The organism is Agrobacterium sp. NPDC090283 (assembly GCF_044769685.1).
GTDB lineage: Bacteria > Pseudomonadota > Alphaproteobacteria > Rhizobiales > Rhizobiaceae > Agrobacterium.
Map to the genome: position 1 here is coordinate 39,675 of NZ_JBIVYG010000014.1, position 24,116 is coordinate 63,790.

General features: G+C 57.0%; 16 protein-coding genes and 2 pseudogenes. 11 read left to right on the plus strand and 7 right to left on the minus strand.

Annotated features, from left to right (window positions below; genetic code table 11):
- Positions 1–79 precede the first annotated feature (79 nt).
- From ACIQUH_RS19125 to ACIQUH_RS19135, 3 genes are all read left to right on the plus strand, one after another.
- Positions 80–2,446: an ATP-binding protein gene (locus ACIQUH_RS19125; RefSeq protein ID WP_400817842.1), complete on the plus strand. Its 2,367-nt coding sequence runs from the start codon at positions 80–82 to the stop codon at positions 2,444–2,446.
- The gene (locus ACIQUH_RS19130) at positions 2,443–4,359 is read left to right on the plus strand and encodes a hypothetical protein (RefSeq protein WP_400817844.1); all 1,917 of its coding nucleotides are present in this window, start codon (positions 2,443–2,445) and stop codon (positions 4,357–4,359) included. Before ACIQUH_RS19125 ends, ACIQUH_RS19130 begins: the two co-directional genes overlap by 4 nt.
- 312 nt (positions 4,360–4,671) lie before the next feature.
- Positions 4,672–7,092, plus strand: a complete 2,421-nt coding sequence (locus tag ACIQUH_RS19135; protein WP_400817846.1) for a hypothetical protein — start codon at positions 4,672–4,674, stop codon at positions 7,090–7,092.
- A gap of 240 nt (positions 7,093–7,332) precedes the next feature.
- On the opposite strand, the gene ACIQUH_RS19140 is transcribed toward ACIQUH_RS19135, so the two are convergent.
- Positions 7,333–8,766: a hypothetical protein gene (locus ACIQUH_RS19140; RefSeq protein WP_400817848.1), complete on the minus strand. Its 1,434-nt coding sequence runs from the start codon at positions 8,764–8,766 to the stop codon at positions 7,333–7,335.
- Positions 8,767–8,890: 124 nt separating this feature from the next.
- On the minus strand, positions 8,891–10,030 hold the full coding sequence (locus tag ACIQUH_RS19145) for an RHE_PE00001 family protein (RefSeq protein ID WP_400817849.1): 1,140 nt from the start codon (positions 10,028–10,030) through the stop codon (positions 8,891–8,893).
- An 826-nt stretch (positions 10,031–10,856) separates the two neighbouring features.
- Here ACIQUH_RS19145 and repA point away from each other — a divergent pair.
- From repA to repC, 3 genes are all read left to right on the plus strand, one after another.
- Positions 10,857–12,080, plus strand: a complete 1,224-nt coding sequence (gene repA, locus ACIQUH_RS19150; protein ID WP_162729542.1) for a plasmid partitioning protein RepA — start codon at positions 10,857–10,859, stop codon at positions 12,078–12,080.
- Positions 12,077–13,117: a plasmid partitioning protein RepB gene (gene repB, locus ACIQUH_RS19155; protein ID WP_174033818.1), complete on the plus strand. Its 1,041-nt coding sequence runs from the start codon at positions 12,077–12,079 to the stop codon at positions 13,115–13,117. The genes repA and repB overlap by 4 nt, the downstream gene beginning before the upstream one ends.
- Before the next feature lie 189 nt (positions 13,118–13,306).
- A complete protein-coding gene (repC, locus tag ACIQUH_RS19160) occupies positions 13,307–14,521 on the plus strand; it encodes a plasmid replication protein RepC (protein ID WP_174033821.1) in 1,215 nt (404 codons plus the stop codon).
- A 273-nt stretch (positions 14,522–14,794) separates the two neighbouring features.
- Here the strand turns inward: repC and ACIQUH_RS19165 are convergent, their stop codons facing one another.
- The 4 genes from ACIQUH_RS19165 to ACIQUH_RS19180 are packed head-to-tail and all read right to left on the minus strand — an operon-like array spanning position 14,795 to position 19,396.
- Positions 14,795–15,922: an FAD-binding oxidoreductase gene (locus ACIQUH_RS19165; RefSeq protein WP_174033823.1), complete on the minus strand. Its 1,128-nt coding sequence runs from the start codon at positions 15,920–15,922 to the stop codon at positions 14,795–14,797.
- A gap of 44 nt (positions 15,923–15,966) precedes the next feature.
- Positions 15,967–16,974 carry a Gfo/Idh/MocA family protein gene (locus ACIQUH_RS19170; RefSeq protein WP_400817853.1) on the minus strand — a complete coding sequence of 336 codons (1,008 nt, stop codon included), beginning with the start codon at positions 16,972–16,974 and terminating at the stop codon, positions 15,967–15,969.
- A 19-nt stretch (positions 16,975–16,993) separates the two neighbouring features.
- A complete protein-coding gene (locus ACIQUH_RS19175) occupies positions 16,994–18,502 on the minus strand; it encodes an amino acid ABC transporter permease/ATP-binding protein (RefSeq protein WP_174033827.1) in 1,509 nt (502 codons plus the stop codon).
- Positions 18,503–18,562: 60 nt separating this feature from the next.
- Positions 18,563–19,396: an ABC transporter substrate-binding protein gene (locus ACIQUH_RS19180; RefSeq protein WP_400817855.1), complete on the minus strand. Its 834-nt coding sequence runs from the start codon at positions 19,394–19,396 to the stop codon at positions 18,563–18,565.
- A gap of 227 nt (positions 19,397–19,623) precedes the next feature.
- Between ACIQUH_RS19180 and ACIQUH_RS19185 the strand changes: the two genes are divergently transcribed.
- From ACIQUH_RS19185 to ACIQUH_RS19195, 3 genes are all read left to right on the plus strand, one after another.
- Entirely contained in the window at positions 19,624–20,688 is a 1,065-nt protein-coding gene (locus ACIQUH_RS19185) for a LacI family DNA-binding transcriptional regulator (RefSeq protein ID WP_174033831.1), read from the plus strand.
- 1,097 nt (positions 20,689–21,785) lie between these two features.
- Positions 21,786–22,166: a TniQ family protein gene (locus tag ACIQUH_RS19190; RefSeq protein WP_174033833.1), complete on the plus strand. Its 381-nt coding sequence runs from the start codon at positions 21,786–21,788 to the stop codon at positions 22,164–22,166.
- Positions 22,167–22,564: 398 nt separating this feature from the next.
- Positions 22,565–22,777 (plus strand): hypothetical protein, encoded by a 213-nt coding sequence (locus ACIQUH_RS19195; RefSeq protein ID WP_236771554.1) that lies wholly within the window; start codon positions 22,565–22,567, stop codon positions 22,775–22,777.
- A gap of 172 nt (positions 22,778–22,949) precedes the next feature.
- On the opposite strand, the pseudogene ACIQUH_RS19200 reads toward ACIQUH_RS19195, so the two are convergent.
- Positions 22,950–23,119 (minus strand): annotated as a pseudogene (locus tag ACIQUH_RS19200) (recombinase family protein); the annotation flags it as partial.
- 345 nt (positions 23,120–23,464) lie between these two features.
- Here ACIQUH_RS19200 and ACIQUH_RS19205 point away from each other — a divergent pair.
- Together ACIQUH_RS19205 and ACIQUH_RS19210 are read left to right on the plus strand one after the other, a co-directional pair.
- A complete protein-coding gene (locus ACIQUH_RS19205; protein ID WP_174033835.1) occupies positions 23,465–23,713 on the plus strand; it encodes a type II toxin-antitoxin system VapB family antitoxin in 249 nt (82 codons plus the stop codon).
- A pseudogene (locus ACIQUH_RS19210) lies at positions 23,710–24,116 on the plus strand (PIN domain-containing protein). The gene ACIQUH_RS19205 and the pseudogene ACIQUH_RS19210 overlap by 4 nt, the downstream one beginning before the upstream one ends.

Consider the following 24,116-nt stretch of genomic DNA (forward strand, 5'->3'; position numbering starts at 1 on the left):
TGGGAAGCGGCGTTTTTCTTTTGGTGACCGTCTTCTCCACCGTTAAGAATTATATTGATGAAGGTAAAGAGACCCGCCGATGGCATTCAGATTTGCAGCGCGCACGCTACTCGAACTCGGCAAAGAACTCATTAGTTCCGACGAGGTCGCGCTGTACGAGTTGATTAAGAATGCCGTTGATGCGGGCTCCACCAAAGTTGAAATCGTTGCGCAGATCCTGCTGCCACATAGCGTCTACGCGCGTTGTATTGAATATTTGGCAGAAGGCACAGACCTTCGCGATATCCTGACCACGATCCAAAAAGGCTTCGTCAGCACCGCGCCGAAGGATCTTTGCGACCGGTTTTTTCGTACGCTTGAGCGCAAGCTCGATAATCGAGACAGCTTCAGGAGAACGCTGGTCGCCCTTTACGCTCGCGATAACTGGATTGATGTTCGAGACCAGGGCAAGGGCATGACGATCACTGAACTGGACGAGGTCTTTCTGACCGTTGGAACTCGGTCACGGCGCAAGGACAACATCCAGGGCGCCAATTTTCTTGGCGACAAGGGTGTAGGCCGCCTGTCAACGATGCGGCTCGGCGACCGCCTTCTTGTTTTCTCGGCGACAGTCGATCAACCCTTTTGGGGTCGACTCAGGATCAATTGGAGTCGTTTCTCGCATGATGACGAGACACCACTTGAAGAGATCAGGGTCGAACCGGTGAAAGGGCAGCCAAAAGCCTCACCAAGCATGCAAGGGACAACGATTCGCATCTCGTCCTTGAATGCTGACTGGACACCCGGACGTTTCGAGGATGTCATTCGCCTTAGAATTGCACGGACCGTCGATCCGTTCGAGGCAAAGGGCAACGGACTCATGCTCGTGCGGCATAACGGCAACCGAGTTGTGATCCCAGTGGTGCCACGAAAGCTCCTTGAAGCCGCCCATGCAAGCTGCGCAATCAAGTTCTATTTCGACCCGAAGACGGACGAGCCGATCCTTGAAGCCGACCTCAACTATAGTCTTCGCGAGAAGAAAAGCTTCGTGCGATGGCGTGGGGTCGAGATCTTTTCGATGGCACAAAAGGATTCTAAGCGGCGTGGCAAACGCGGGCATGCCGCGTTCGAAAACATTCTAATCCGCCCGCAAGCGCTGAAGGACCTGGGGCCATTCGAGGCTGAGATCTACTGGTTCAATCGCGCAGTGGTCAGGGCAATCGACGGGCTGACGGAAAAACAGCAGGAAACGCGCGATCAGATTGCCCAGTGGTCAGGCGGCCCGATGCTCTATAGGCATGGCTTTCGGGTTCTACCATACGGGGAGCCGGGCGACGACTGGCTGGCGCTCGACCGCAACGCCTTTGGCGAATCCGGCTTCAAGCTCAATCGCCAGCAGGTCCTTGGCCGCGTCCTCATTCATTCATCCCATCTAGCGCTGAGTGAGCAGACCAATCGGCAGGGCCTGATCGAGTCGGACGCGGAGGCGGCGCTGCGCAAGATGCTGATGGTAACGTTGCATGTCGAGCTGCGTGGGCTGATCAATGCAGCCGATCAGCTGGAAACGATAAAGAAGCGAGAAGCCGAAGAATCCGCGATGGATTTTCGCAAGTCACAGGTCGAGGTCGAAACGGCTCTTGACGAATTGCGGCTTCACCTCACCGCCGACCAGATCCCCTACGGCAACCGGCTAGGTGACGCTGTCGAAACACTCGTCACCCAGTGCGCGGCGGCTGTGCGCAAGCTGGACAGCTCGGTTTCTCAGACTATTGATGATCGCGAGAAATTTCTGCACCTCGCCGGTATTGGCCTCATCACCGAATTCATCTTCCATGAACTCGACCGGGCGGTCCGTCATACGATCTCTGCTCTCGTCCACGCACAGGCAAGCCAGCAGCAATCGGCTCTTCGTGCGCTCGAAGACCAGCTTATTACCCTGCAAAAGCGGGTTTCCGCCTTCGACGAGCTAACCGGCGAAAAACGCCAGACGAAGTCGTCATTCGATGTCGCCGACGTGATCGCTTACGTGCTTGAGCAGCATGAAAATGAGTTCGGCAGACATGCGATCACTATTGTTAAACCTCAGGGCAAGGGCTTTGTGGTCAAGGCCGTTCGCGGCATGCTGGTGCAGATACTGGAAAACCTGATCGCCAACTCGACCTATTGGCTTAAGCTGCAGGCCTCTTATCAATCCGGCTTCAAGCCGCAAATCGAAATCATGATCGATCCCGAGACGAAGTCAGTTACCGTTGAAGACAATGGGCCAGGAGTCGACCCTGGCCGCAAGGAAACGATTTTTCAGCCGTTCATCACGTCGAAGCCTGCCGGCCAGGGGCGAGGTCTTGGCCTATACATTTCCCGGGAGCTTGCGGAATATAACGGCTGGCAGCTTTACATGGACAGCACTGTAGGGCGTCAGCGGGATGGAAGGCTAAACATGTTCGTGATCGATATGGGGGACGCATGACTCTGCAGGATCGCCGATTTATCGAGGCCATCAAGACAAGCGGCATCAAGAATATCACGCTGCTCGATGATGCTTTCGATCTGCCACGCCTCACTGAGGCAGACTACAACAAGGTCTATGATTTCCTGGACAGCGAGGCCGCTGGCGTGCTCCTTGCAGAATTTGGCATAGACGAGGACGCGATAGCCGTCGCAAAGGGCCAAATCGAATCCCAGACTTGGACAGGCGAAGAACTCCACCAGATCTTGACAGAGCTCCACCAGCGCTTTTTGGTAACGCGCGACGTGCGCTTCGACCCAACCTCGGTTTTCACGATAAAAGCCAGCAATAACCTTGCCGATGTCGATCCCCTACTGAAGCTACTGCGACGCTGCGGGACAAGTGTGAAGGTCAAGCTCGTGGGACGGATGACTGCGGAGCCCGATTTGGCCGACGCCATTCCAGATCTTGTCTTTGCCGATTTTTACCTTGATGAGAACATCACATCGGGGGTTGTCCCCGGTGAGGAAATGAGCGAAGCAGCGGTGAAAGCCTCCCTGGACCGGCTTGATCAACTTCTTGGTGCGGCAGCAGCGAAAAAGAAGCACCCATCTGTCATATTGATGTCTTCGATGGACGTTGCGGCTCAGGCGGAAAACTATCGTCGCAGGGCTTCCGGCGAGAACGGCAAGGTTTTCGCCAGTCGGTTCGGTTTCATTCGCAAATCCGATATCCAGGTCGGGCAACTGGAGGCTCAGGCTCCGAAGGGCAAACCCGAGCCAATCACCGTGGCGCGACCCGCGGCCGATGTTCTACTCGATATCATTCAGTCCCATCCTTTCGGGCATAAGCTGCACGAGGCGCTGCTGTTCTGGCTCGAAAGTTCGCAATCAGCCGTCAACGAGATGAAGAAGGAGATCGACCAGCTCGAGCTCAAGGATTTTGCCTATTTGGTCACCTATCGGTTGGCCCAGGAAGGCATGAGCCTCTTCGACTATCTCGAATGGTTCTTCGGCGAATGTCTACTCGGATCGATTGGTCATGCGGCGGCGGACAAGGTTCGACGGCCGAGCCGCGACAAGCTAGATCTGCATGCCGAGCTCATCGAAGGCGCATATGATGGTCGCACCAGAAAAATTGCCGAACTCTACCACCGTGCGCGAATCGATACGAAGCCACAGCCCGAAATCATGCGCATGGGCGACCTTTACGTTCAGAAGGATGTGGCAGGCCAACCCGCGGTCATCTGGGCGCTAATGACACCCGACTGCGATCTAGTCGAACGAGACGGCGGTAGGGCTGCCGAGAACCTCCTGACGGTCGGTGGCAACCTCCTGCCTTATCATGCACCAAAATCCTCATTGGCCGACTTCATAATTGTTGGGGACCAGCAGTACAGCATCGACTGGCAGCTGAAGAACCTGCAGACCCGGACAGATTTCAAGGACTTGGAGTTCTGCGGCAGTCTGCGGCCGCTTTACGCACAAGATCTGCAGCGCCAGGTTCTTGAAGAGTTGGGGAGGGTCGGTTTGGCCGTGGCCCCAGTCGTACGGATGGATGGTCGCATCAAGCTGTCAGTGCGTAGATCCGACGGGAAGCTTCATGAGATCGATCTCGGCGGCGGATCGATGTGTGCCTGCGAGGTCTATCCAAGTCGCGGCGGTTCGGATGCCACACGCATCAACCTCCACCGCTCCGTAGCTGAAAACGTTGTTGCCAAGATAGACGCGATTGATCCGGAAAGCCTTTCGGCCGAAGACAAATTAATGCTGAAGGCCCTGCGCAAGCGGGCAACTCTCGATCAGGTACGCTCGTCGCTAAGCCGAGGAGCGAAGCTTGACGTCGATCTTGGAGCGCAATTCATTGTCACGGACAAGATGACTACTGCCAAAACCTGGTTGGGCATCAGCGTCGAAATGATCCAGGAGGATTGAAGCTCCGTGCATCGATGTCAACGGTTTGCCGACTCTGGCGGGAGCCAACCTGCTTTTGAAGGAAGTCAGGTAATGCCAACGGCTCCTTTTCATTCGCCCGCCTTCGCTGCGGTTTCTGCCGCCAGCTAAAGGACGCAAGGACGGCACAGGCAAGGCGGCGATGGTATGCGCTGGATATGAAAGGGCTCTTAACGTCGCAGTGTTCTGATGAAGCTACACAAACTGTAAGGCTCCCCGCCGCAACCAAAAGTATTGTGTTTGACATGCTTCCCGCAAATCTGCGACGTTCCGTGACTTGGGTGGGGTGGGAAAATGCGGAAACTTTTCGAGAATCTTCTGTCGGCTGGTACGGAAAACGAGGTCCAGGAGATTCTGGGCGCCAAAGGACTATTGGAAGACTCCACCAGATGGCGACCATACGGGGACAACGAGTCCTTTTATGGTGTGGTCGAGAACCAGCAGGCACACCCAGTCCCTGCACTGGTCGAAAAGATCATGAACGGGATCGACGCTATCTTGGAGAAGAAGGTCGTTGAAGACGGGATCGACGTGCGGTCGAATCTCGCACCGAAAAGTGTCAAGGAAGCGCTCGATTGCTATTTCCCGAATCACCGCAACTGGGATCTGGGCGACTTCAGGCGCCAGCAAGCCCGCGATCTGCAGATCGTTGCCTCCGGGCCACGCCGCGACACCTCGCTCCTGATCTACGACAACGGCATCGGCCAGGCACCCCAGGACTTTCCTGGGACCTTTCTGTCTCTCCTGCGTGGCAACAAAAACGATGTGCATTTCGTCCAGGGAAAATACAATATGGGCGGCGCCGGCGCGATCGCCTTTTGCGGAGATCTTCGTTATCAGCTCGTGGCGAGCAAGCGTTTCGACGGCAAGAGCCCTCTAGGGTTCACGCTGTTACGCAGGCATCCGCCGAAACTCGCCGAAGCGGCCGGCAAAAAAAACACTTGGTACGAATACCTGGTTTTTGGCGACGGTGTCGCAAGCGTCGATATCGACGAGCTGGATGTCGGCCTCGAAGGTCGCAAATTCAAAAAGGGCTCGCTGTTGAAGCTTTACTCGTATCGTCTGCCGGAAGGTGCGCGGTCGATCATTTCGCGTGACCTGAATGTCAGCCTCAACGAGTATCTTTTCGAGCCCGCCCTACCGTTTCTGACGGTCGACAACAATGAGCGCTACCCTGACAACCGCGCGCCTATAACAGCGGTCTACGGCTTAAAGCGGCGTCTGGAGGCCGACAAAGAGACAATCGAGGCCAAATTCTCCGAGATTTCGTCGACGGCTGAATTCGGCGAGATGAACGTTACCACCTATGTTTTCAAGGCGTTGTCGCGGGAGACGGTCAAAGAAACCAAGCAATATATCCAGCGCGAGTATTTCAAGAACAACATGACCGTTCTCTTTTCACTGAACGGTCAGGTGCAGGGGCATTATACGTCCGAGTTCGTCACCCGCAGTTTGAAGATGCCGCTTCTCAAGGATTATCTTCTCATTCATGTAGATTGCACCAACCTGCACCTGGAGGTACGCAACGAACTCTTTATGGCATCGCGCGATCGCTTGAAATCCAGCGAGACCGCTGAGGCGTTGAGACGTCATTTGCGGGAGCTTTTGTCGACTGGCGAGTTGAAGGACATTGCTAAGCGGCGAAAGGCGAGCCTGACGGTCGGCAGTGAGGATGCGGGTCAAATGCTGCGCGATTTGACCCGAAACCTGCCGATGAACGATGCGTTGACGAAGATCCTCCAACAGACCTTCCAGCTGTCGGTGCAAAGGCCAGGCGAGGCACCGAAGAAGGAGCGCCAGGACGAGGAGCGGCCGAAGCGCGAGCCGCGGGAGACCAACCCCTTCGATCCCAAGCGCTATCCTTCGACATTCCAGGTCAGAGGCGGTGACGGCAAGCAGGGGGATATCAAGCTCTTTAAGCTACCGATGGGTGGGACGCGGACCATCTCCTTCGCGACGGATGTCGAGAACGAATATTTCGATAGGAGTGACGATCCCGGCGATCTCAAGTTGTCAGTTCTGCAGCAGGGCCAGAGTGCTGGTAAGGGCGGGCCGCTAGCCGCGCCGTCGCAGCGGGGTGATCTCCTGGACCTGCGCCGGTCAAACCCCGCTGATGGCACAATCAAGATCGGATTGAAGGCGTCGAGCGAGATGCACGTCGGGGATACGATCGAGGTTCGCGCTAGCCTATCCAGTCCCACAGGCGATCTTATCGAAACGGTGCTGGTCCAGCTGACCGACCCCGAGCGCAAGACGATTGAGCCGCAACCCGAACCGGCTCCGCCACTTGGGATTCCTGACCTTGTTCTCTGCTCACGAAATGGCGCCAACAATACCAAATCCTGGGACGAGCTGGCCTTGGCCGGTCTGGAGATGGATTTCGGCGTCGTCGTTCATCCCTTTGTCGAGGAGGACAAGCTGTCGCGGATCTACATCAACCTAGACAGCAGCGTACTGCGGGATTTCAAAAGCGGCAACCGGTCGTCAGATGCCATTGAGCTCGCCGAGCGGCGATATGTGAGCACGATCTATTTCCACACTCTATTTCTGTTCGCGACGACAAAATCGCGTAAGTATTCGGTAAAGCGCGGCGAAGATGATTCAGATGTGGTGGATGTCGAAATCGCTGAGTATGTTGCCGACCTCTTCACTTCATCATATGCCCAGTTTCTTTTGAGTTTCGACACCAGCGAACTCATCGAGGCCATTGGCTGACGGATCTGCATTGCGATTCGGCGTCAACGAAAGCGAGACTTAACGAATCCGGATAAGTCAGGGGCATTTAGGAGGCAACCGAAAGTCCAAGCGCCTTTTAACGCAGCCGTGGTCAACGCGATCGTGAATGACAATAGCATTGCCGTGTCGTCGACTTTCAGGTCATCGGTTTCTACCTCCACAACGGATGCGGCATTGGATTGATGGTTAGGCCCTAAGCTCAGCGTCTATCGACGCCACCTAGGTTCGAACCAAGCGAACTATGTCTGAATATCGAGCTGTAATATCTGCGTGACGACGCAGCCGCGATTCAATTTCGGACTGCTGCCACCAATCAACCCAAATCGTGCCACGCTGGCGCATGGCGAGAAGATGGTCAAATAGCTTGGTAGTCGTTCTAGGAAAAGCGACTAGGAGAAATCCTGTGCAGGAATAGTGTTCAAGCGTGTCGCGTATATTGATAACGTCTGAACGAGAGATTCCACGATTGCGTACCTTCACTTGAACCATCACATTTCTAAGTTCGTTCAAGGGGCCGCCGGTTTGCAATACTCCTGTCACCGACGTGCTTGTGGGAGGCACGGTCCACTCTGCCAGAAAGTCCCGCCCATCGTCGCCCTCTCTCGTAGCGCCAACCTGTCGCAGCCAATGCATCCCCGGCTCTCGCTGCAAGATTTCTAGGATCAGACTTTCAAAGCGGACATCGTCAATTTTTTCGCTCCAAACACATCTTGCATCGGTCAAGAAGACTTCTGCCTCCGCTTCGCGACGGGCTTGGATTAGAATGCCCTCCGCTTCGAAGTTCTCACGGCCGCACCATGCCTCAACGGCAACCATAGTGGAGCGCCCCAATAAGATGAGATGTGAATCAAGCGGGACAATAAGACTGGCTGTCGAATTGATGGAGCCCTCAACGAACTCGAGCAGCTTCTTTGCTGCTCTTAGCTTTCCATGCGGAATTGCGTTGGCAAGATATTTGGTTTTGAACGCCTTGCTTTCTGGACCGTCGACCGTCCTGACGACCATCGTCGAGACGAAACTACGCAAACGATCCATTATCTCGGCATCGAATTCAGCAACCGTCGTGCCACGCTTGATCGATGTGAATACCTGCCACTTCGTGGAGGGTCTTACACGAAACTCATAGTCGGTTGCTCCCTTGAGACGAAGGCGGTTGGCGACCAGGCTGACCCAGTCTGGCTCTGGCTGATAGGTTGCGCCGTCAGTGTCACGTCTAGGACCCATCGCGGGTAAACCAAAAAGATCTTGAAAAAGCTCGTCAGCAAATATGGATTCCGCGCCAAGCCCCTCGAAGAAGTCACGTTGTTTTTTCGACGGGCCGATGATTCCTGGTTGCCGCAAAACTAGGAGCCTCGCGTAGATCTCCGAGGGAATACCAGAAAAACCAAGGTCTGAGATCAGCTGGACCGATGCCATATCTCTTACACGTAGCGCGATAGCCCAGATCAAACCTAGGATATCGTGCAAGTCTGTGCGCTCACCATCCCAAGTCCAAGATGTGGTTCGAACCGAAAGGTAGCAAAATACCTCGCTTTCATTTTCATCGAGATACTCCGCATGAATTTTGAATGGTTCTCTGTAAGCAACTCCGCCGGGACATTCAGGGTCTCCGCACTGACAAAGCAGGCACTCGCTACCGCCGGTCGCTTTCATGTATGTCCCCTTATGCAACTTAGGTCGCAGTATAGTCATACAAGAGTCACGGCGCGATCAAGAGCCCTCGAATGAAACGGGATGCTTGTAACGAGGAAAAAGTGGTCCGAAAATGGTGATGCCGTTAGACAAGCCCCCACGCCCGAAACCTCCCCCTCCCCGTCATCTCCCTCAAGCCCAACTCCAAAACAATCCGCCGCGCCGCCTGTGGCGTGACGTCCAGCGTCTTCGCCACCATGCCGGCCGAGACAAGCGGCTTTGCCATCACCAGCTCGGCCAGTTCCGGCAATTTCGAGGAGGTCCGCCGTCCTTCAAGTTTTCGGTCCATCATCGTTTTCGCCAGCGTCAGCCGGTCATGCTCTTTCATGCCGATCTCGGCCGTCGCCAAAAGCCCGCTCGCAATGGCGAGCAGCCGCGTCTCCCGGTCGCGATGCCGGCGGCGATCGACGGGAATGGTTTTGAGACCGAGATTGAAGGCGGCGAGATGGGCGCCGGTGGTGATGCCGGCCTGGCGCAGGATCGAGGCGCAAAGCAGCCAGCCGAGCCAGGGCGCGTGCTGAAGGACGGACAGCTCGTTCCAGGCGTCGAGGGCGATGATCGCCTGCAGCATCGCCGGCAGGTCTTGGGTCTGCCGCAGCACGCCGCGCCATTCGTCGAGCCGGGCATCCTCGTCCCAGTCGAGATCGTAGATCATCGGATTTTTTTCCTCCGGGCGATCACCGCCGGCGCGGCCGGGACGCCAGGCGTCCTCAATCGCCGCCTCCGATCGGGCCAGCACCGCATCGATGGCGGCATAGTCGACGCCGGGCAGATTTCCCGCATCGTCATCATCCCCCTCCCCTTCCGGATTTTTTGCAGCGGCCGCGGGCCGATTGGCGCCGTCCGGCTCCATCGCCCCGGCGCCGCCCGGATTGATGTCCGACGTCTGTCGCAAAATTCGGATACCCTCTGCCGATAACGCCCAGCCGGGGAGATGGGCGGCAATGCGCCGGCGGGTCTTCAACACGTCGCGGGCGATGGTTAGCTCATGGGTCGGGGTGCGAATATCGCGGGTGGCGTCGTGCAGGACGAGGTCTTCGAGATGGACGAGTTCGCCGTCGATCCACAAGGAGGCGCAGGCATCGGCGAAATTTTGCCGTTCGAGGAAGCCGGCGGCCACCGGCGAGCGGGCGATGCATTCGTCAAGACGAGCCAGAGCGACACCGGCGTCGAAAGCCGGCCGCATCAGGGTGTTCATGCTGATTTCGGAAAAATCGTAAGCCATTGATATTATGGTAAATTATTTCTTATGAGAACTCTATAGAGATATTAAAGTTCCTCACATCGTATGATTGACGGTTGAGGTTCTAACCATCGATAAGTACCCCTTATGGGAAAGCATACGTCTTGACATTGAAGATACCTTGGCTGCAATGGCAAAACCTGTGTTCACGCTTGGCGAGAGGCTCTTCTCAGCTTGATACACTTCTGCACTGCGATCGCAGGCCGCGTGACACCTCCATCTAGAACGTCTCCCCGTTTCCGAATGATTGGGAATGGGAATACGAAAATGGCGAATTGGGCGGGGTGTCGGAAAAGCCGCGAAAACAATGTTCCGTAGAGCGTGAGGCTTTTCATTCGGTGGCTATCTGACCAAAAGAGTGCTTGGCGGCGTGAGCCCATCGACGCCGCCGCCAATCTTTGATGAAAAAGAACGACTTCATCGTAGCGCCCCTCGGACGATGCATAACACGCCGCAGCATGACAGAGGTGACTATTATTTAAGCCCCCGCAAAACTGCTCAGACAAACTGAGCTACCTCTGAGTCGCGTGCATCTGGACAAAGCTACAGCGCGCTGAACGTATTTCCGAAGATCGTTGTTCTGGATAATCAGCCCTCGAACAAACTGGTATCGATTCCCTATAGAGTTATTCTCTAAATAAATAAAAACAAATGTTAAATTTCGATTTTGGCTAACCGAACCCTGTTTCGAAAGAGCGGTCTGTTAAGGCGTTGTTAACTCTAAACGACTGGACGTGCGGCAAGAATCGTGTTGTATCTTTGGCGGGCAACAGTCGGCAAACCGAAGAATGCCCGCCAAGGGGGCAATATGGCGATAGCGAAAAACGTAGAAGCAACGATCAGTCAGAAGGAAGACGCGGGTGGAAAGATCATGCGTCACGCAGGCCTTCTGTCACAGCAATTGCAGCAGCTTCGCACCCGCATGTATCCTCCGAAGTCGGAGAAGAGCTTGAGGCCCTTCCTTACGAACGAAGTCTCCAAGCTGACGTCCATACCCGATTCCACCCTGAAGCTCATGTCGAGCGAAGGACGCGGTCCGATTCCCGGTCGGCTGGAGAATAATCATCGCGTCTATACGCTTGCCCAGATAAACGAGTTGCGCGAATTCTTTGCCAGCCAGAAGCCTTCAGAGGCGCTGAGATTTTTGCCGCGCAGACGCGAGGGCGAACATCTTCAGGTCGTCGCGATCGCCAACTTCAAGGGCGGCAGCGCGAAGACCACGACCTGCGTTCATCTTGCACATTATCTCGCATTGCAGGGTTATCGCGTCCTTGCACTTGACCTTGATCCGCAGGCATCGCTTTCCGCTCTCTTCGGTGCGCAGCCCGAATTCGATGTCGGCGCCAACGAGACTATCTATGCGGCTCTTCGTTATGACGACGCCGAGCGTCGCCCGATCCGCGATATTATTCGCAAGACGTACTTCGATGGTATCGACCTGATTCCCGGTAATCTCGAAGTCATGGAGTACGAGCACGAGACACCGCGTGTGCTGGCCCAAAAATCAGGCTCCGGGGCAATCTTCTTTGAGCGCCTGAAGCTCGCACTTGCGGAGGTCGACCAAGATTACGATGTCGTTATCCTCGATACACCTCCGTCACTGGGGTTTCTGACGCTCAGTGCAATTTATGCTGCGACCAGCATGATTATCACGGTACATCCGGCGATGCTTGACGTGGCTTCCATGAGCCAGTTCCTGTTGATGATGGGCGATTTGATCAGCGTGCTGAACGAGAGTGGAGCACAGCTCGATCAGGATTTCATCCGGTATCTTGTCACCCGCCACGATCCGAACGATGCGCCGCAGTCGCAGGTCGTGGCTATGATGCGCCATCTGTTCGGAACTGATGTGCTTCTACCCACGCTGATTGAAAGCACGGCGGTTGAGGCAGCGGGACTTGCCAAGCGATCCATTTACGAACTGGAGATGGGCCAGATCGGCCGTGATACGCACAAACGCGCACGCGAGGCGGTGGACGCCGTCAACGAGGCGATATTGAAACTCATCAACATCAGTTGGGGACGCACATGACCAGCAAGTCGTCGCGTAAATCCATCGTTGCAAATTTCGGACTGCTGTCGGCGGAGCTCGAAAACCGGCTGTCGACGGACAGTTCTGCCTCCCCGCAACAATCGCCAGCACCCGCACGTGTGGGCGCTGGTGTCATCGGTGCGGCACATCGGGCAATCGACGACATCAAATCGGAACGCGACCGGCTGAAGGCGCTTGTTGAATCGGGCGGCGGTGCGATCCGGGAACTCGATCCGTTAATGGTCGATCCCTCCCCCTTTCCTGATCGTCTTCCGGACGACGATGCATCGGACTTCGAGACTTTCAGGAACTCTATTCGGTCCGAAGGTCAGAAAGTTCCCATTCAGGTCCGCAAGTCACCATCCTCACCGGATCGCTATCAGGTGATCTACGGCCATCGTCGACTGCAGGCAGCCAAAGATCTCGGAATTCCGGTCAGGGCGATCGAGGTCGAGATTTCCGATGTCGAGCTTGTCATCGCGCAGGGTATCGAAAATGCCGATCGTCAGGATCTGAGCTGGGTCGAGCGCGCCCTGTTCGCCCGTCGTATGGATGACGCCGACGTGAAGCCTCGCGATATCAAGGCGGCATTGTCGATCGATGATCCGGAGCTTGCGCGAATGCGGGCGGTTTATCGCTCAGTTCCCCTCGATATCATCGAGGCGATCGGTCGGGCTGCCAAGGTCGGCCGTCCGAGATGGGTAGAATTCGCGAAGGTGTTTTCTGAACGTGCTGATCTGCACGAAGAACTGCGTAGAGTGCTGTCAGCCGCCGCAGAGAAGCGGCTGGGGTCAGACCAGAAGTTTCTAGCCGCCTTCAATGCCCTGAAACCCGCAACAGAGCCCCGGAAGGACGGCAAGAAGATTGCCGGTGCCGCGGGCGAGCCGCTTGGCAGTTACTTGCGCACGCCCAAGGACATTCGCATTTCGGCGGAGACGCCGGCCGGAGCAGAATTCCTCGATTTTATCGAAGCCGAACTGCCTACGCTGGTGGAGCGGTTCGCACGTGAGGGGATCCAGGACTTAAATCGAAGCTGACTGGCAGGCTTCGAAATGATTTTACGGAAGGAAAGTGCGCAAAAGAAAAAGGCCCCCGAAACGTTGCCGTCATGGAAGCCCTTCTCGTTGTGTGAGAACTTGAGAATCGCATTTCCATGAATCCTAGTCAAGAGTCTTTGGCATCGTTTTGGTGAGCGTGGATCTTTTGCCTTTTTGAAAGGTGAGGACATGGAAGGTGGACAAGTGACGACGCCCTTTGGGCGGCGGCCGGTGACTCTTGCGCTTGTGAAGCGGCAGATTGCCACGACCAAGATCGAGGAAGGCAAGTCGGCAGACAAATGGAAAGTCTTTCGTGATGCATCGGAGGCAAGAGAAGTGCTCGGTCTGCAGGATCGTAGCCTTGCGGTGCTCGACGCTCTCCTCAGCTTTTATCCCGAGAATGAACTGCGCCAGGACGCGCAGCTCGTCGTCTTCCCGTCGAACATTCAGCTGTCAATTCGCGCGCATGGCATCGCAGGTGCCACTTTGCGTCGGCATCTTGCTCTTCTCGTTGAGGCCGGCTTAATCATCCGCAAGGATAGTGCGAACGGCAAGCGCTACGCTCGAAAGGATGACGAGGGATCAATCGAACACGCCTTCGGATTCGACATATCCCCGCTTCTTATGCGTGCTGAGGAACTCGCATGCCTGGCTCAGCAGGTTGCCGCTGATCGAATTGCCTTCAGAAGAGCGAAGGAAAGCCTGACGATCTGCCGGCGCGATATCCGAAAGCTGATCACCGCTGGCGTTGAAGAGGGAGCCTCAGGCGATTGGGGCGGGCTTGAAGAGCGATATCTTATGCTCGTCGGACGAATTCCGCGCAACCCGACACTGAATGAACTTGGCGATCTGGGTGCCGAGATGGGCAGTTTGCGAGCGGATATCCTCAAACTCCTGAATTCTGGCGATTTTTCTTCAAAAATGATCACCAATGATGCTCAAATTGAGCGTCATATACAGAATTCAAATACCAACCCTCCTAATGAACTTGAACCTAGCTCTAGAAACGAGCAGGGAGCGAAGCCGGGCGAGAACAAGCAGACGGGCCATGTGCCGATCAAGGCTTTTCCTATTGGCCTTGTATTGCGAGCCTGCCCGGAGATTTCGAACTATGGGCCTGGGGGGCAAATCGGGAGTTGGCGCGAACTCATGACCGCCGCCGTGGTTGTCAGGTCAATGCTTGGGGTTAGTCCCTCCGCATATCAGGAAGCCTGTGAGATAATGGGTCCAGAGAATGCCGCGGTAACTATCGCCTGCATTCTGGAACGTGGTGGCCACATCAATTCACCGGGCGGGTATCTCAGGAATTTGACGAACAAGGCAAAGCGTGGTGAATTTTCACTTGGTCCGGTACTTATGGCGCTGTTGCGAGCTGGCGGTCACCAGGTGAAAGCCACGGGATGATGGTTGGCGGAGAGGTGATATCTATGACGGCCGCAGCCTGGGACTTCGGAACCGTAGTCAAGGTGGTGAGGCGTTTAACTGCTCACGTCAGGAAGACGGCCATGCCAGTTATCACCACCCGCCCTGCCCTTCATCGACCCGTCCCGTTCACTTCACCGAACTGGTGAACGGAACAAGATCAATCCACGTCCGGTCGATAATTGGTGTATGCCGCAAAATAAGCCCGCCGTTAGTTCGGCAGGCTCGTCCTCCGGAAATCTTCCTAAAATGGTTCTAGCCCGCGAAACGCTCGGGACGGAAGGTCGCCAACATCGGATGTTCCACTCCCGTTGCAATCTCATAGGCCAGCAGCTCGCCGGTGATAAGACCAAGCGTTGCGCCACTGTGGCTGAAGGCGACGTAATAGCCGGGAATGGCCTTGATGGCTCCAATCACCGGCTCGCCGTCGCCCGGGATTGGTTTCCCACCAACACCGATCGAAGCGACTTCGAGTTGCGGATTGCCTTCCATCACCTTGGCAGCCTCCACCAGAAGCTCGGCAACAATGCTGTCATCGATCTCATAGGTGCCGTCCGCACGCACTGTCACACCCTCATCGGCCGCCCAGTCGGCATCCAGCGAGAAGGAGCCACCCGGCGCGGGGCGAACAGCGACGCGCGGTGTATTGAGGACAGCGCGCAGGGGATGGGCCAGCGGCTTGGTTTGCACGAGAAGCGCGATCGGTGTCCCGTCACCGATGGTCTGTCCGCTTTCCGCAGCCATCTTGGGCACGGCCGGGCCTGTCGCGAGCACGACAGCATCCGCCCGATGGAGGTGACCCTTTGCAGTTTCCGCACCAACAGCACGACCACCCTCGAGCATGACCCGCGCGGCACCCTGGTCCGTTACCAGAACGCCTCCGAGCGCGAAAAACTCCTCAAGAAGCACCCCGATCAGCGTCGGCAGATCGACCCAACCTTCGCCGGGATTGAAGATAGCACCCTGGGGAGTGATTGCACCTGCGTCGAGACCGGGCACGACGCCAGCGACTTCGGCTGCGGAAAGCCGCTGCGCGTCATAGGCAAGCGAAACCTCGTGGCGATAGGCCGCGTCGATCTCGTTGCGCTCGTCATCCGCATCCCAAGTCAGCCCACCATCGAAGCGAAGCCATTCCGCATCGGGGTTCTGAGCCGCGAGCGTGCGATAACGGTCGATGCCGGCCATGCGCAGCCGATGATAGGGTTCAGAGCGCATGCGCGCCGAGTTCAGCCAGGAAAGCGAGCGGCCGGAGGCACCGTTGGCGGGCGGGCCGTCATTGAGGATCGTGACCTTGATGCCGCGTCGCGCGAGCTGCACGCCGGTAGAAATGCCGAAGATACCGGCACCGATGATGACGGCCGAAGAGATGGTGTTGTCGGTCATGGGGTTGGCTTTCAATCAATTGTCATAAGGATGGTGTGAAGCAGTCAGGGCTCTTCCCAGCGGCCGCTGGCGGCGGAGCGGAAAAGGGCGTCGATCGCCTTCATGTTTGCGATCGCGTCGCCAAGCCCCGTCACGAGTGGCTTTCCGGAAAGAACCGCCTCAGCGAATGCATCGGCCTGTTCGCGATACTGATCGACCGGCCCGATCATGATCTCCTCGCGTCCGCCGCCGGCCAGATCACGGCCATCGTCGAAGATGAGGACAGTCGGCTCATCGGCGGGCGCATTGAAAGGAATGGGAATTTCCAGACGTCCGCGCGTTCCAAGCACCGTCACCTTCTGCGTGAGGGACAGTTGCGTGGAACAGGTGAAGGCAAGCTGCTTTCCCTCCGGAAACGCTAGCAGCCCGCTCGTCAGCCGGTCCGTGCCGAAGACGGGATCACGCTCCATGAGCGCGATTGCCCGCAGCGGTTCCGCATCGAACAGGAAACGCGCCGTGTTGATGGCATAACAACCAACGTCGAACAAACCACCGCCGCCAATATCGGCCTGGTTGCGCACGTTCCCAGGGTCATCGAGATAATAGGAAAAGATCGTCTGGATGACCCTAACCTCGCCGAGGCGCCCTTCGGCGATCAACGCACGTGCTTTCTTCCATTGCGGATGGTGGCGAACCATGAAGGCTTCGGCGGCCGGCAGGCCCGCTGCCTTCTGTGCGGCCGCCAGTTCCCTCGCCTGCACGGCATCAAGGGCGATCGGTTTCTCGCAGAGCACGGGTTTGCCCTGCTCCAGCGCCTTGATCGTCATGGACACATGCAGATGATTGGGCAAAGGATTGTAGATTGCATCTATTTCCGGATCGGCAAGCAAATCCTCGTAGCTGCCATAGGATTTGGCGATGCCGAAGCGGGCCGCCATCTCCTTTGCCTTGGCGGCATCACGCGAGGCAATTGCCACAACGCGCCCCAGACGGCTTGACTGGATGGCGGGAATGACCGCTTTGGCGGCAATGCCTGCGCAACCGAGGACGCCCCATCGTATCGTTCGTGTCATCTTTTTCTCCTCCCGACGCTCAGAGCACTTCCGCAAGGAAGCGCTGGAGGCGCGGGCTTTGCGGGTTATCGAATATCGCCTCTGGCGTACCGGCTTCCACCACGCGCCCCTCGTCCATGAAGACGACCTGATCGGCGACGCGGCGGGCAAATCCCATTTCATGCGTGACGACGACCATGGTCATGCCGCGCGTGCCGAGTTCGGCCATCAGGTTGAGCACGCCTTTGACCAATTCCGGATCGAGCGCACTCGTCACTTCATCGAAGAGGATAACTTCCGGCTCCATGGCAAGCGCACGGGCAATGGCGACGCGCTGCTGCTGCCCACCGGAAAGACCCCCCGGACGGTGATGCTGACGGCTAGCAAGACCAACATCGGCAAGTCTTGCCTTGGCGATGCGCTCGGCCTCGGCTGCCGGCAGGCCCTTGATCTTCGTCAGCGACAGCATGACGTTTTCCAGCGCCGTGTGATCCGGAAAGAGATTGAAATGCTGGAAGACCATACCGACCCGGCGGCGCAGCGTTTCCGGTTTCATGGCCAGAATGCTTTCACCATCAATGAGAATATCGCCGCTCTTCGGCTCGACCAGACGGTTAAGTCCGCGCAACAGGGTGGATTTGCCTGAACCGGACGGGCCGATGATGCAGGTTACGCTGCCCGGCTTTACCGAAAGGTCGACACCCTTCAGCACATCGAGATCGCCATACGCCATGCCGAGACGGCGCACATCGAGGCTGCCACCCTTGAAGGCGACACCGGACGCGCGGGCTGCACCGTCGAGTTCACTGACCTCTTCCAACCCACTGGTGATGACGGAGGGGCGCTGCTTGCCGATCCGCAGGCGATTGTCGATCGCGTTGACGACATGGGTGAGCGGTACGGTGACGATGAGATAAAATACGCCCGCAAGCAGCAGCGGTGAAAGATTGCCCGTCACCACCGCCTGGTCCTGTCCCACACGGAAAATCTCGCGCTCGGAGGCCAGAAGCCCGAGGAAATAGACAAGGCTCGAATCCTTGACGTTGCCGATGAACTGGTTGACGAGGGCCGGCAGCACGCGGCGCACGCCCTGCGGTACAACGATAAGGCGCATGCCCTGACCGTAGCTCATCGAGAGTGCCCGGCAGGCCTCCATCTGGCCGCGGTCGACACTCTGAATACCGGACCGGAAAATTTCACCGATATAGGCACCGGCGATCAGGCTGAGTGCCAGAATACCGAGCGGATAAGGCGACGGACCGAAGAGTTCGCGGCCGATGCGGGCAAAGCCCTGGCCGATCAGGAGGATTGTGACGATGGCCGGCAGGCCGCGAAAAATATCGGTATAAAGACGCGCGGGAATACGCAGCCATGGCGAGCGGGAAATGCCCATGATGGCGAGCATCATGCCGATGGCGACGCCAAGCACCGTCGAGGTCGCAGCCAGGATCAGCGTATTCTTCAGGCCAACCGTGATCATGGTCGGCAGCACTTCGGCCATGGCGTTCCAGTCGAGGAAGCTGCGGCGCAGGTTTTCAAGCCAGTTCATCAGGATATCCCTTGAAAGAAAGGCCGGCCCGACCGGTGAAGGCCGGACCGGAAGGCGGCATCACTGCTTGGGAAGATATGCCGCCGGCATCGGTGTGCCGGGGAACCATTTTTCATGAAGCTTCTTCCAGGTGCCGTCCTGCATGGCCTCTTTCAGGCCCTTGTCGAGCGCCTCGCGCAATGCATCGTTCCCCTTGCGGATGACGAAGCCGGCAGGCGCATCGAAGCTCGGAATATTGACCGCGACCTTCAGCGCCGGGTAACGGGCGGAATAGTCCTTTGCCGCCTCGAAATCGAGGAAATGGGCGTCGACCGTGCCGTTGTTGAGCGCAGAAACGGCTGAGTTGTTGTCCGGGAACTTGACGAGATCGGTGCCAGCAAAGTTCTTCTCTGCATAGATTTCCTGCAGCGTGCCCTGCACGACGCCGAGACGCTTGCCCTTGAGGCCTGCTGCATCGGTGATGCCAGGCTCCGAAGTCAGCACGCTGAGGAAACCTGCAAGATAACCATCGGAGAAATCAACGGTTTCCTTGCGCTTGGCCGTCGTGCCAATTGCGGCGGCCGCAACATCGAAGCGGCCGTTGGCGACCGACGGCATCAGCGCCGAGAATTCCTGACCGGTGAAGACAACCTGCTCCTTCTTGAAGCCGAGGCGTCCGGCAACGTTGAGGAAAAGCTCGATGTCGAAACCGGTAAAGTTACCGTCGGCAGTGGTAAAGGCATAGGGCTTGGCGTCACCCATCGTTCCGACACTGATGGTGGTGGGATCAATGAGGCCAAGTGGATTGTCGGCAAGCGCCGGGGTCGTTGCGCCTGCGAGGACACCGAGCGTGACCGCGATGGCGGTGGCGCGGATTTTGGTAAAGGGGGAAGTGAAGGCTTCGGTAAATCGCATTGGTTTCGTCTCCTCTGGTGTCGTTGTCTGCGATGTATTCAAGGCGCACAGGTCCCATCCGGAAAGCGACACGACGTCGCCTGCCCGGCCCATGCAGTTCGCATGTCGGAAGTCTTTTTCTGTTATTGAGACCGGTCTCAATAATAAAGAGACCGGTCTCTTTGATTATTGGCAATTGTTATCTTCGCATTTGCCACTCGTCAAGTTCTCTTGTAAGGCTACCGTTTATGGATAAAAGCCTCTCTAAAACCCCTTCCGTCACCGTGGCTGACGTCGCACGCAGGGCCGGCGTCTCGAAGGCAACGGCTGCACGCGTGCTGGGCGGCTACGGAACTGTCAGCGACAGGGTGCGCGAGGCTGTCACAGCTGCCGCAAGTTCCCTTGATTATCGCCCCAATGAGCTTGCCCGCAGCATGACGACGGGCCGCTCCGGCACAATCGGCGTCGTAGTGGGGGATATCGAGAACCCCTTCTTCAGCCTCGCGGTACGCGGCATCACGGATATCGCCCGGCAGGCGGGCTTTACCGTCATTCTCATCAATTCGGGCGAGGACGCGACGGCGGAGAAGGCCGCGATTCGTACATTGCTTGCCAAACGCGTCGATGGCTTGATTGTCTCCCCTGCCAAGGAGAACGATGTCGATCACCTCAGGGAAGCCATCCGGTCCGGCTTGCCACTCGCGTTACTCGACCGTTGCGGCGAGGCGCTGGACGTAGACACTGTCATCGCCGACGACCAGAATGCGGCGGAGAGTATTACCCGCCAGTTGATCACACTTGGCCACCGCCGCATCGCCTATCTTACCGCCTGTGACACACCGGATCATCGCTTCCATACGCCGCGGGACATCAGCACCGGTTCGGTGCGGCGCCGCATCGAAGGGTATCTTGGTGTCTGCCGTGAGGCTGGCCTTATCGGTATGGAGGACTGGGTGAAGGTTGGGGCCGTTACACCGGAACGCACGCACCGGATCATTATCGAAATGTTCCAGTCGGGACACCGTCCGACGGCGATCATTGCATCGGACAGTATAATCGGTCTTGAAGTGTTCAAGGCACATCGTGAATTGAGATTAAATATTCCGGGTGATCTATCTCTGGTGTCGTTCCATGACGCGGACTGGACATCTGTAACCACCCCCCCGGTTACTGTCGTGCGGCAACCCGTCTACGAACTGGGAGCGACAGCGGCCAAGCTCTTAGTTGAGCGATTAAATGGCGAAGATCGGGCCGCCCGCAAGGTGGTTCTAAAAACCGAGGTCGTTGAACGCGCTTCCACGCAGGCCATTTGACATTAACCGTCGCCCCTGGCCCTTGGATTTCCACGTGGCTTCCGTTTGTGGCATGGCCGCGACGTCCTCAATCATCGCAGGACCAACGTGCGGCCCTTGGGTCGATACTGTCGAAGACGCACCAGCCATCAGGGGCAACCGGTTTGGAAAGGGATTCGATCTCCTCGTCACCGCAGACGGAATAGTAATCTTTTGGTGCGCCGTGCAGACAAGTGTATTCTGGCGGCGTGTTGAAAGCTTCTGTAGGCCTCACGAGAGAGGCATACCGTTGCAGGCCCCTCGCCTTCTCCGGTATTGACCACGCGGTGGTATCACTGACGGGTAAGTCACTTCCGGCTATCTTGCAGTTGCGCGTTGTTAAAGAACTGGCGCTTCGGACGTTCCCGGCGCATTTCCCGTTTACGGCGAAATAAAATGACACCGGGCGAGTTTGAAGAGTTCCACAGTCGCGGCGAACCTCGTCATCCCGCAACGGCTTTTCTGGCGTTGCCGGGGGCTCGCGGTTATGCCGCCTTGGTTTGCGGCGGCTGATACCGCCGTTCTGGTTCGCGCTCGACCGAAGAGATTCACCTTGGTGGAGTGCCAAAATTGAGCCCGTTGTTCGTCCACATCGTAGACATGCCGGCACTTGGGAAGTGGCTCTTTTGGCAGCGTACTATCATGCCGGTCAGTGGCCCCTCCCCCGTCCCTGCGAAAGTATGTCGGCTCTCTTTTGTGGCCGAGCTATGCCAAGCGGTGTTTTTCGCAAGGCAATATTGGGCTCTTCGGCATTCCTGCTCCACCTGAGCTGCGTTCCAAGCGAATGTTTCACTTTTGCAAACCTTGTCAGCTGACAAGGTTTTTGGTGCGGCGTGCCAATTGATTCCTAATTCGCCCGGGTTCTCTCGGTGCAACTCCGTTGGCTTTGGAGGCTAACAAGGGCGACTCAGCGCTTTGAAAACCTTGTCAGCTGACAAGGTTTTCCAGAGGTGACTTCCAAGCCAAGCAGTGAAGACCGCACCCACTGGTATCAAGAAATGAACATGCCGTCGACTGAAGGGACTTATTCAAGGTCACGATGAAATACATGTAGCCGCGCTTGTAGAATCCGACCTGCCGTGGTCGAGGCGCTTGCACTTTCCAGGCACGCCGCCCCACTTGGCAATGTCGGACAGTTCAGATCGCGCGGCATTTGTCCCGTCTGCCTGGAGGGCGATCGGCAAGGCGGCCGCGATCAATACGTTCGCAGACGCTGGTCGCGCTCCGAGACCGTGGCTTGCCCCATCCACCGAGTTTGCCTGCGCTTCTCCTGCATGAAGTGTTTCACGCGATACGACTTCCGGTTCGAATATCGGGATGGATTGGCCGAGCTGATTTGCTCCGGCGGCCTGGCACCTGTCGCGTGCGCCGCCGACACACTTTTTAAGGTCCGTCACGCCGACCTGCTCATCGCGACGATGGAGGCGACCGATGATGCCGAGAAGGGAAGGGCGGGCTAACGCCTTGGAGCGACTCTGCGAACAGCGGAAAACCCGAGATTACCTTCTTCCGCGTATCCCGGTATCGAGCTGGAGCTGGTGTTTGAAGACCGCTTTGTCGATATCGTCGCTGAGGGATACGACGCTGGCATCCGCATCGGCGAAGTGATCGCGCAAGACATGGTGGCTGTAAGGCTCACTGAACCTTCGCCGCTGACTGTCCTAGGATCTCCGGCGTATTTCCGCCCACAGAGGTAAACCGCTACGTCCGGAACAGCTCAGTGAGCACGCCTGCGTCAACGTCCGGCTGTTCGGGGGGCGGTCTACCGCTGGATGTTCAAGGAGCGATCCGGACAAGGGGATCCGCTAAGTTTTTCCATGGATGGCAAAGGCCCGCTGACAGTCAACCGGCTGGCGACATGCATATCGGCGTCGGTCTCACTTACAACATTGCGTCGGTCGTCGAGCCCCTCGTCCGGCAGGGGTTGCTGGAGCCATGCGTGGAAGGCTTGATGCCTGAAAGCCCCGGCTTGTTTATCTACTTTCCGAGCAGGAAACAGATGCTGCCCAAGCTCCGGGCATTCGTAGAGTTTTGGAAAGAATTCGGAGGCCGACAGATCGATCGCCTGTGACCTTATCTAGCAACGCTGGGAGCCGCTCCCACCGAACAGGTCGCGTAAAACGACGACCTCTGCATTTCGTGCTCAGTGGCGGATAAAGCCGAGCCGTTGCGCCTCATCCAGCAGGTGGCGGACTGACGACGGTTGCCATTTGCGTCCACCGCGCGCGGGCCGCTCCCCCATCTGGCCGGGCACGTGACGCGCCGGATCCGTGCTCCTGAAAAATCCACTCGCAGCCGGCGGCGCGCAACTCGTCCATCTGAGCGTCATGGACCTGATCGTCGGTCGAGACGCGTCATAGCCGATAAGCCGTCTGGGTGCTGACGATGGATTTTCGCCTGGCCGTTTTACCATGGTTTTCTCACGCGTTTTCAGGTGCTTTGTACAGATAAGGAATGCGCGAGAAAATGAACAGTTGCAAGCGGGGCCCATGATCGGAATACAACGTCGTCAGGCTCGAAATGCGACGGTCGATGGATGCCATCAGATAGCCAGCATGAAATGCGTTCTGGTGGCCGTCTTTGGTAGAAATTGCTTAAAGTGTGGCGTTTGTGTTGGTCTTCAGGCGCAACGAACATGCATGATGGCAAAAACGCAGGGCTAAATATCAGAAACGCCTGAAAGCCATCAAGATGGCATATGCCATCTTGATGGCTGTCTCAATTTAAGTTCGATTGGATTCAGACGAAGGAGTATTCAATGGTAACACCGCAACTATCTGTCCGCAGTTCCAAAGCGCGCGACCTTGCCCACAAGCTTGCCCGCCGAGAAAATCGCACGATTGCCGATATTGTCGAGCGCGCGCTCGAAACCTACGAGGCTCGTGAGGCGGGACGTGAACCCGCTGCGAAATTCTATAGCCGTCTTTCATCGCAGTCGGGTACGGATATCGATTTCGACAGTATCATCGATGAAAGCAGACGCGCTCACAAAGGCGTCGAGCTTTGATTTTTCTCGACACGAATGTGATGTCGGAGACTTTGAAGAAAGCTCTCGATTCTGCGGTTATAGCATGGCTGGTTCGTCACGACGCCGAATTGGCATTGCCGACGGTTGCAGTTGCTGAGATCATTTTTGGTATTCAAAAGATCAGGCCGGATCAGCGCGCAGATCGCCTGGAAGAGGGACTTGTGAGCTGGCGTCGCCGGTTCTCCGACAAGATGTTTGCCTTCACGGAAGAAGCAGCATTGGCCTATGGCGATATCATGGGAGACGCTGCGCGGCAGGGGTGTCGGCTCCGGACGGCATGATCGCGGCGATAGCGCGGATCAATGTTGGCCGGTTGGCGACCCGAAACCTCAAAGGTTTCGAGACAACAGGGCTCGAATTGATCTCGCCCTGGCAATTCTGA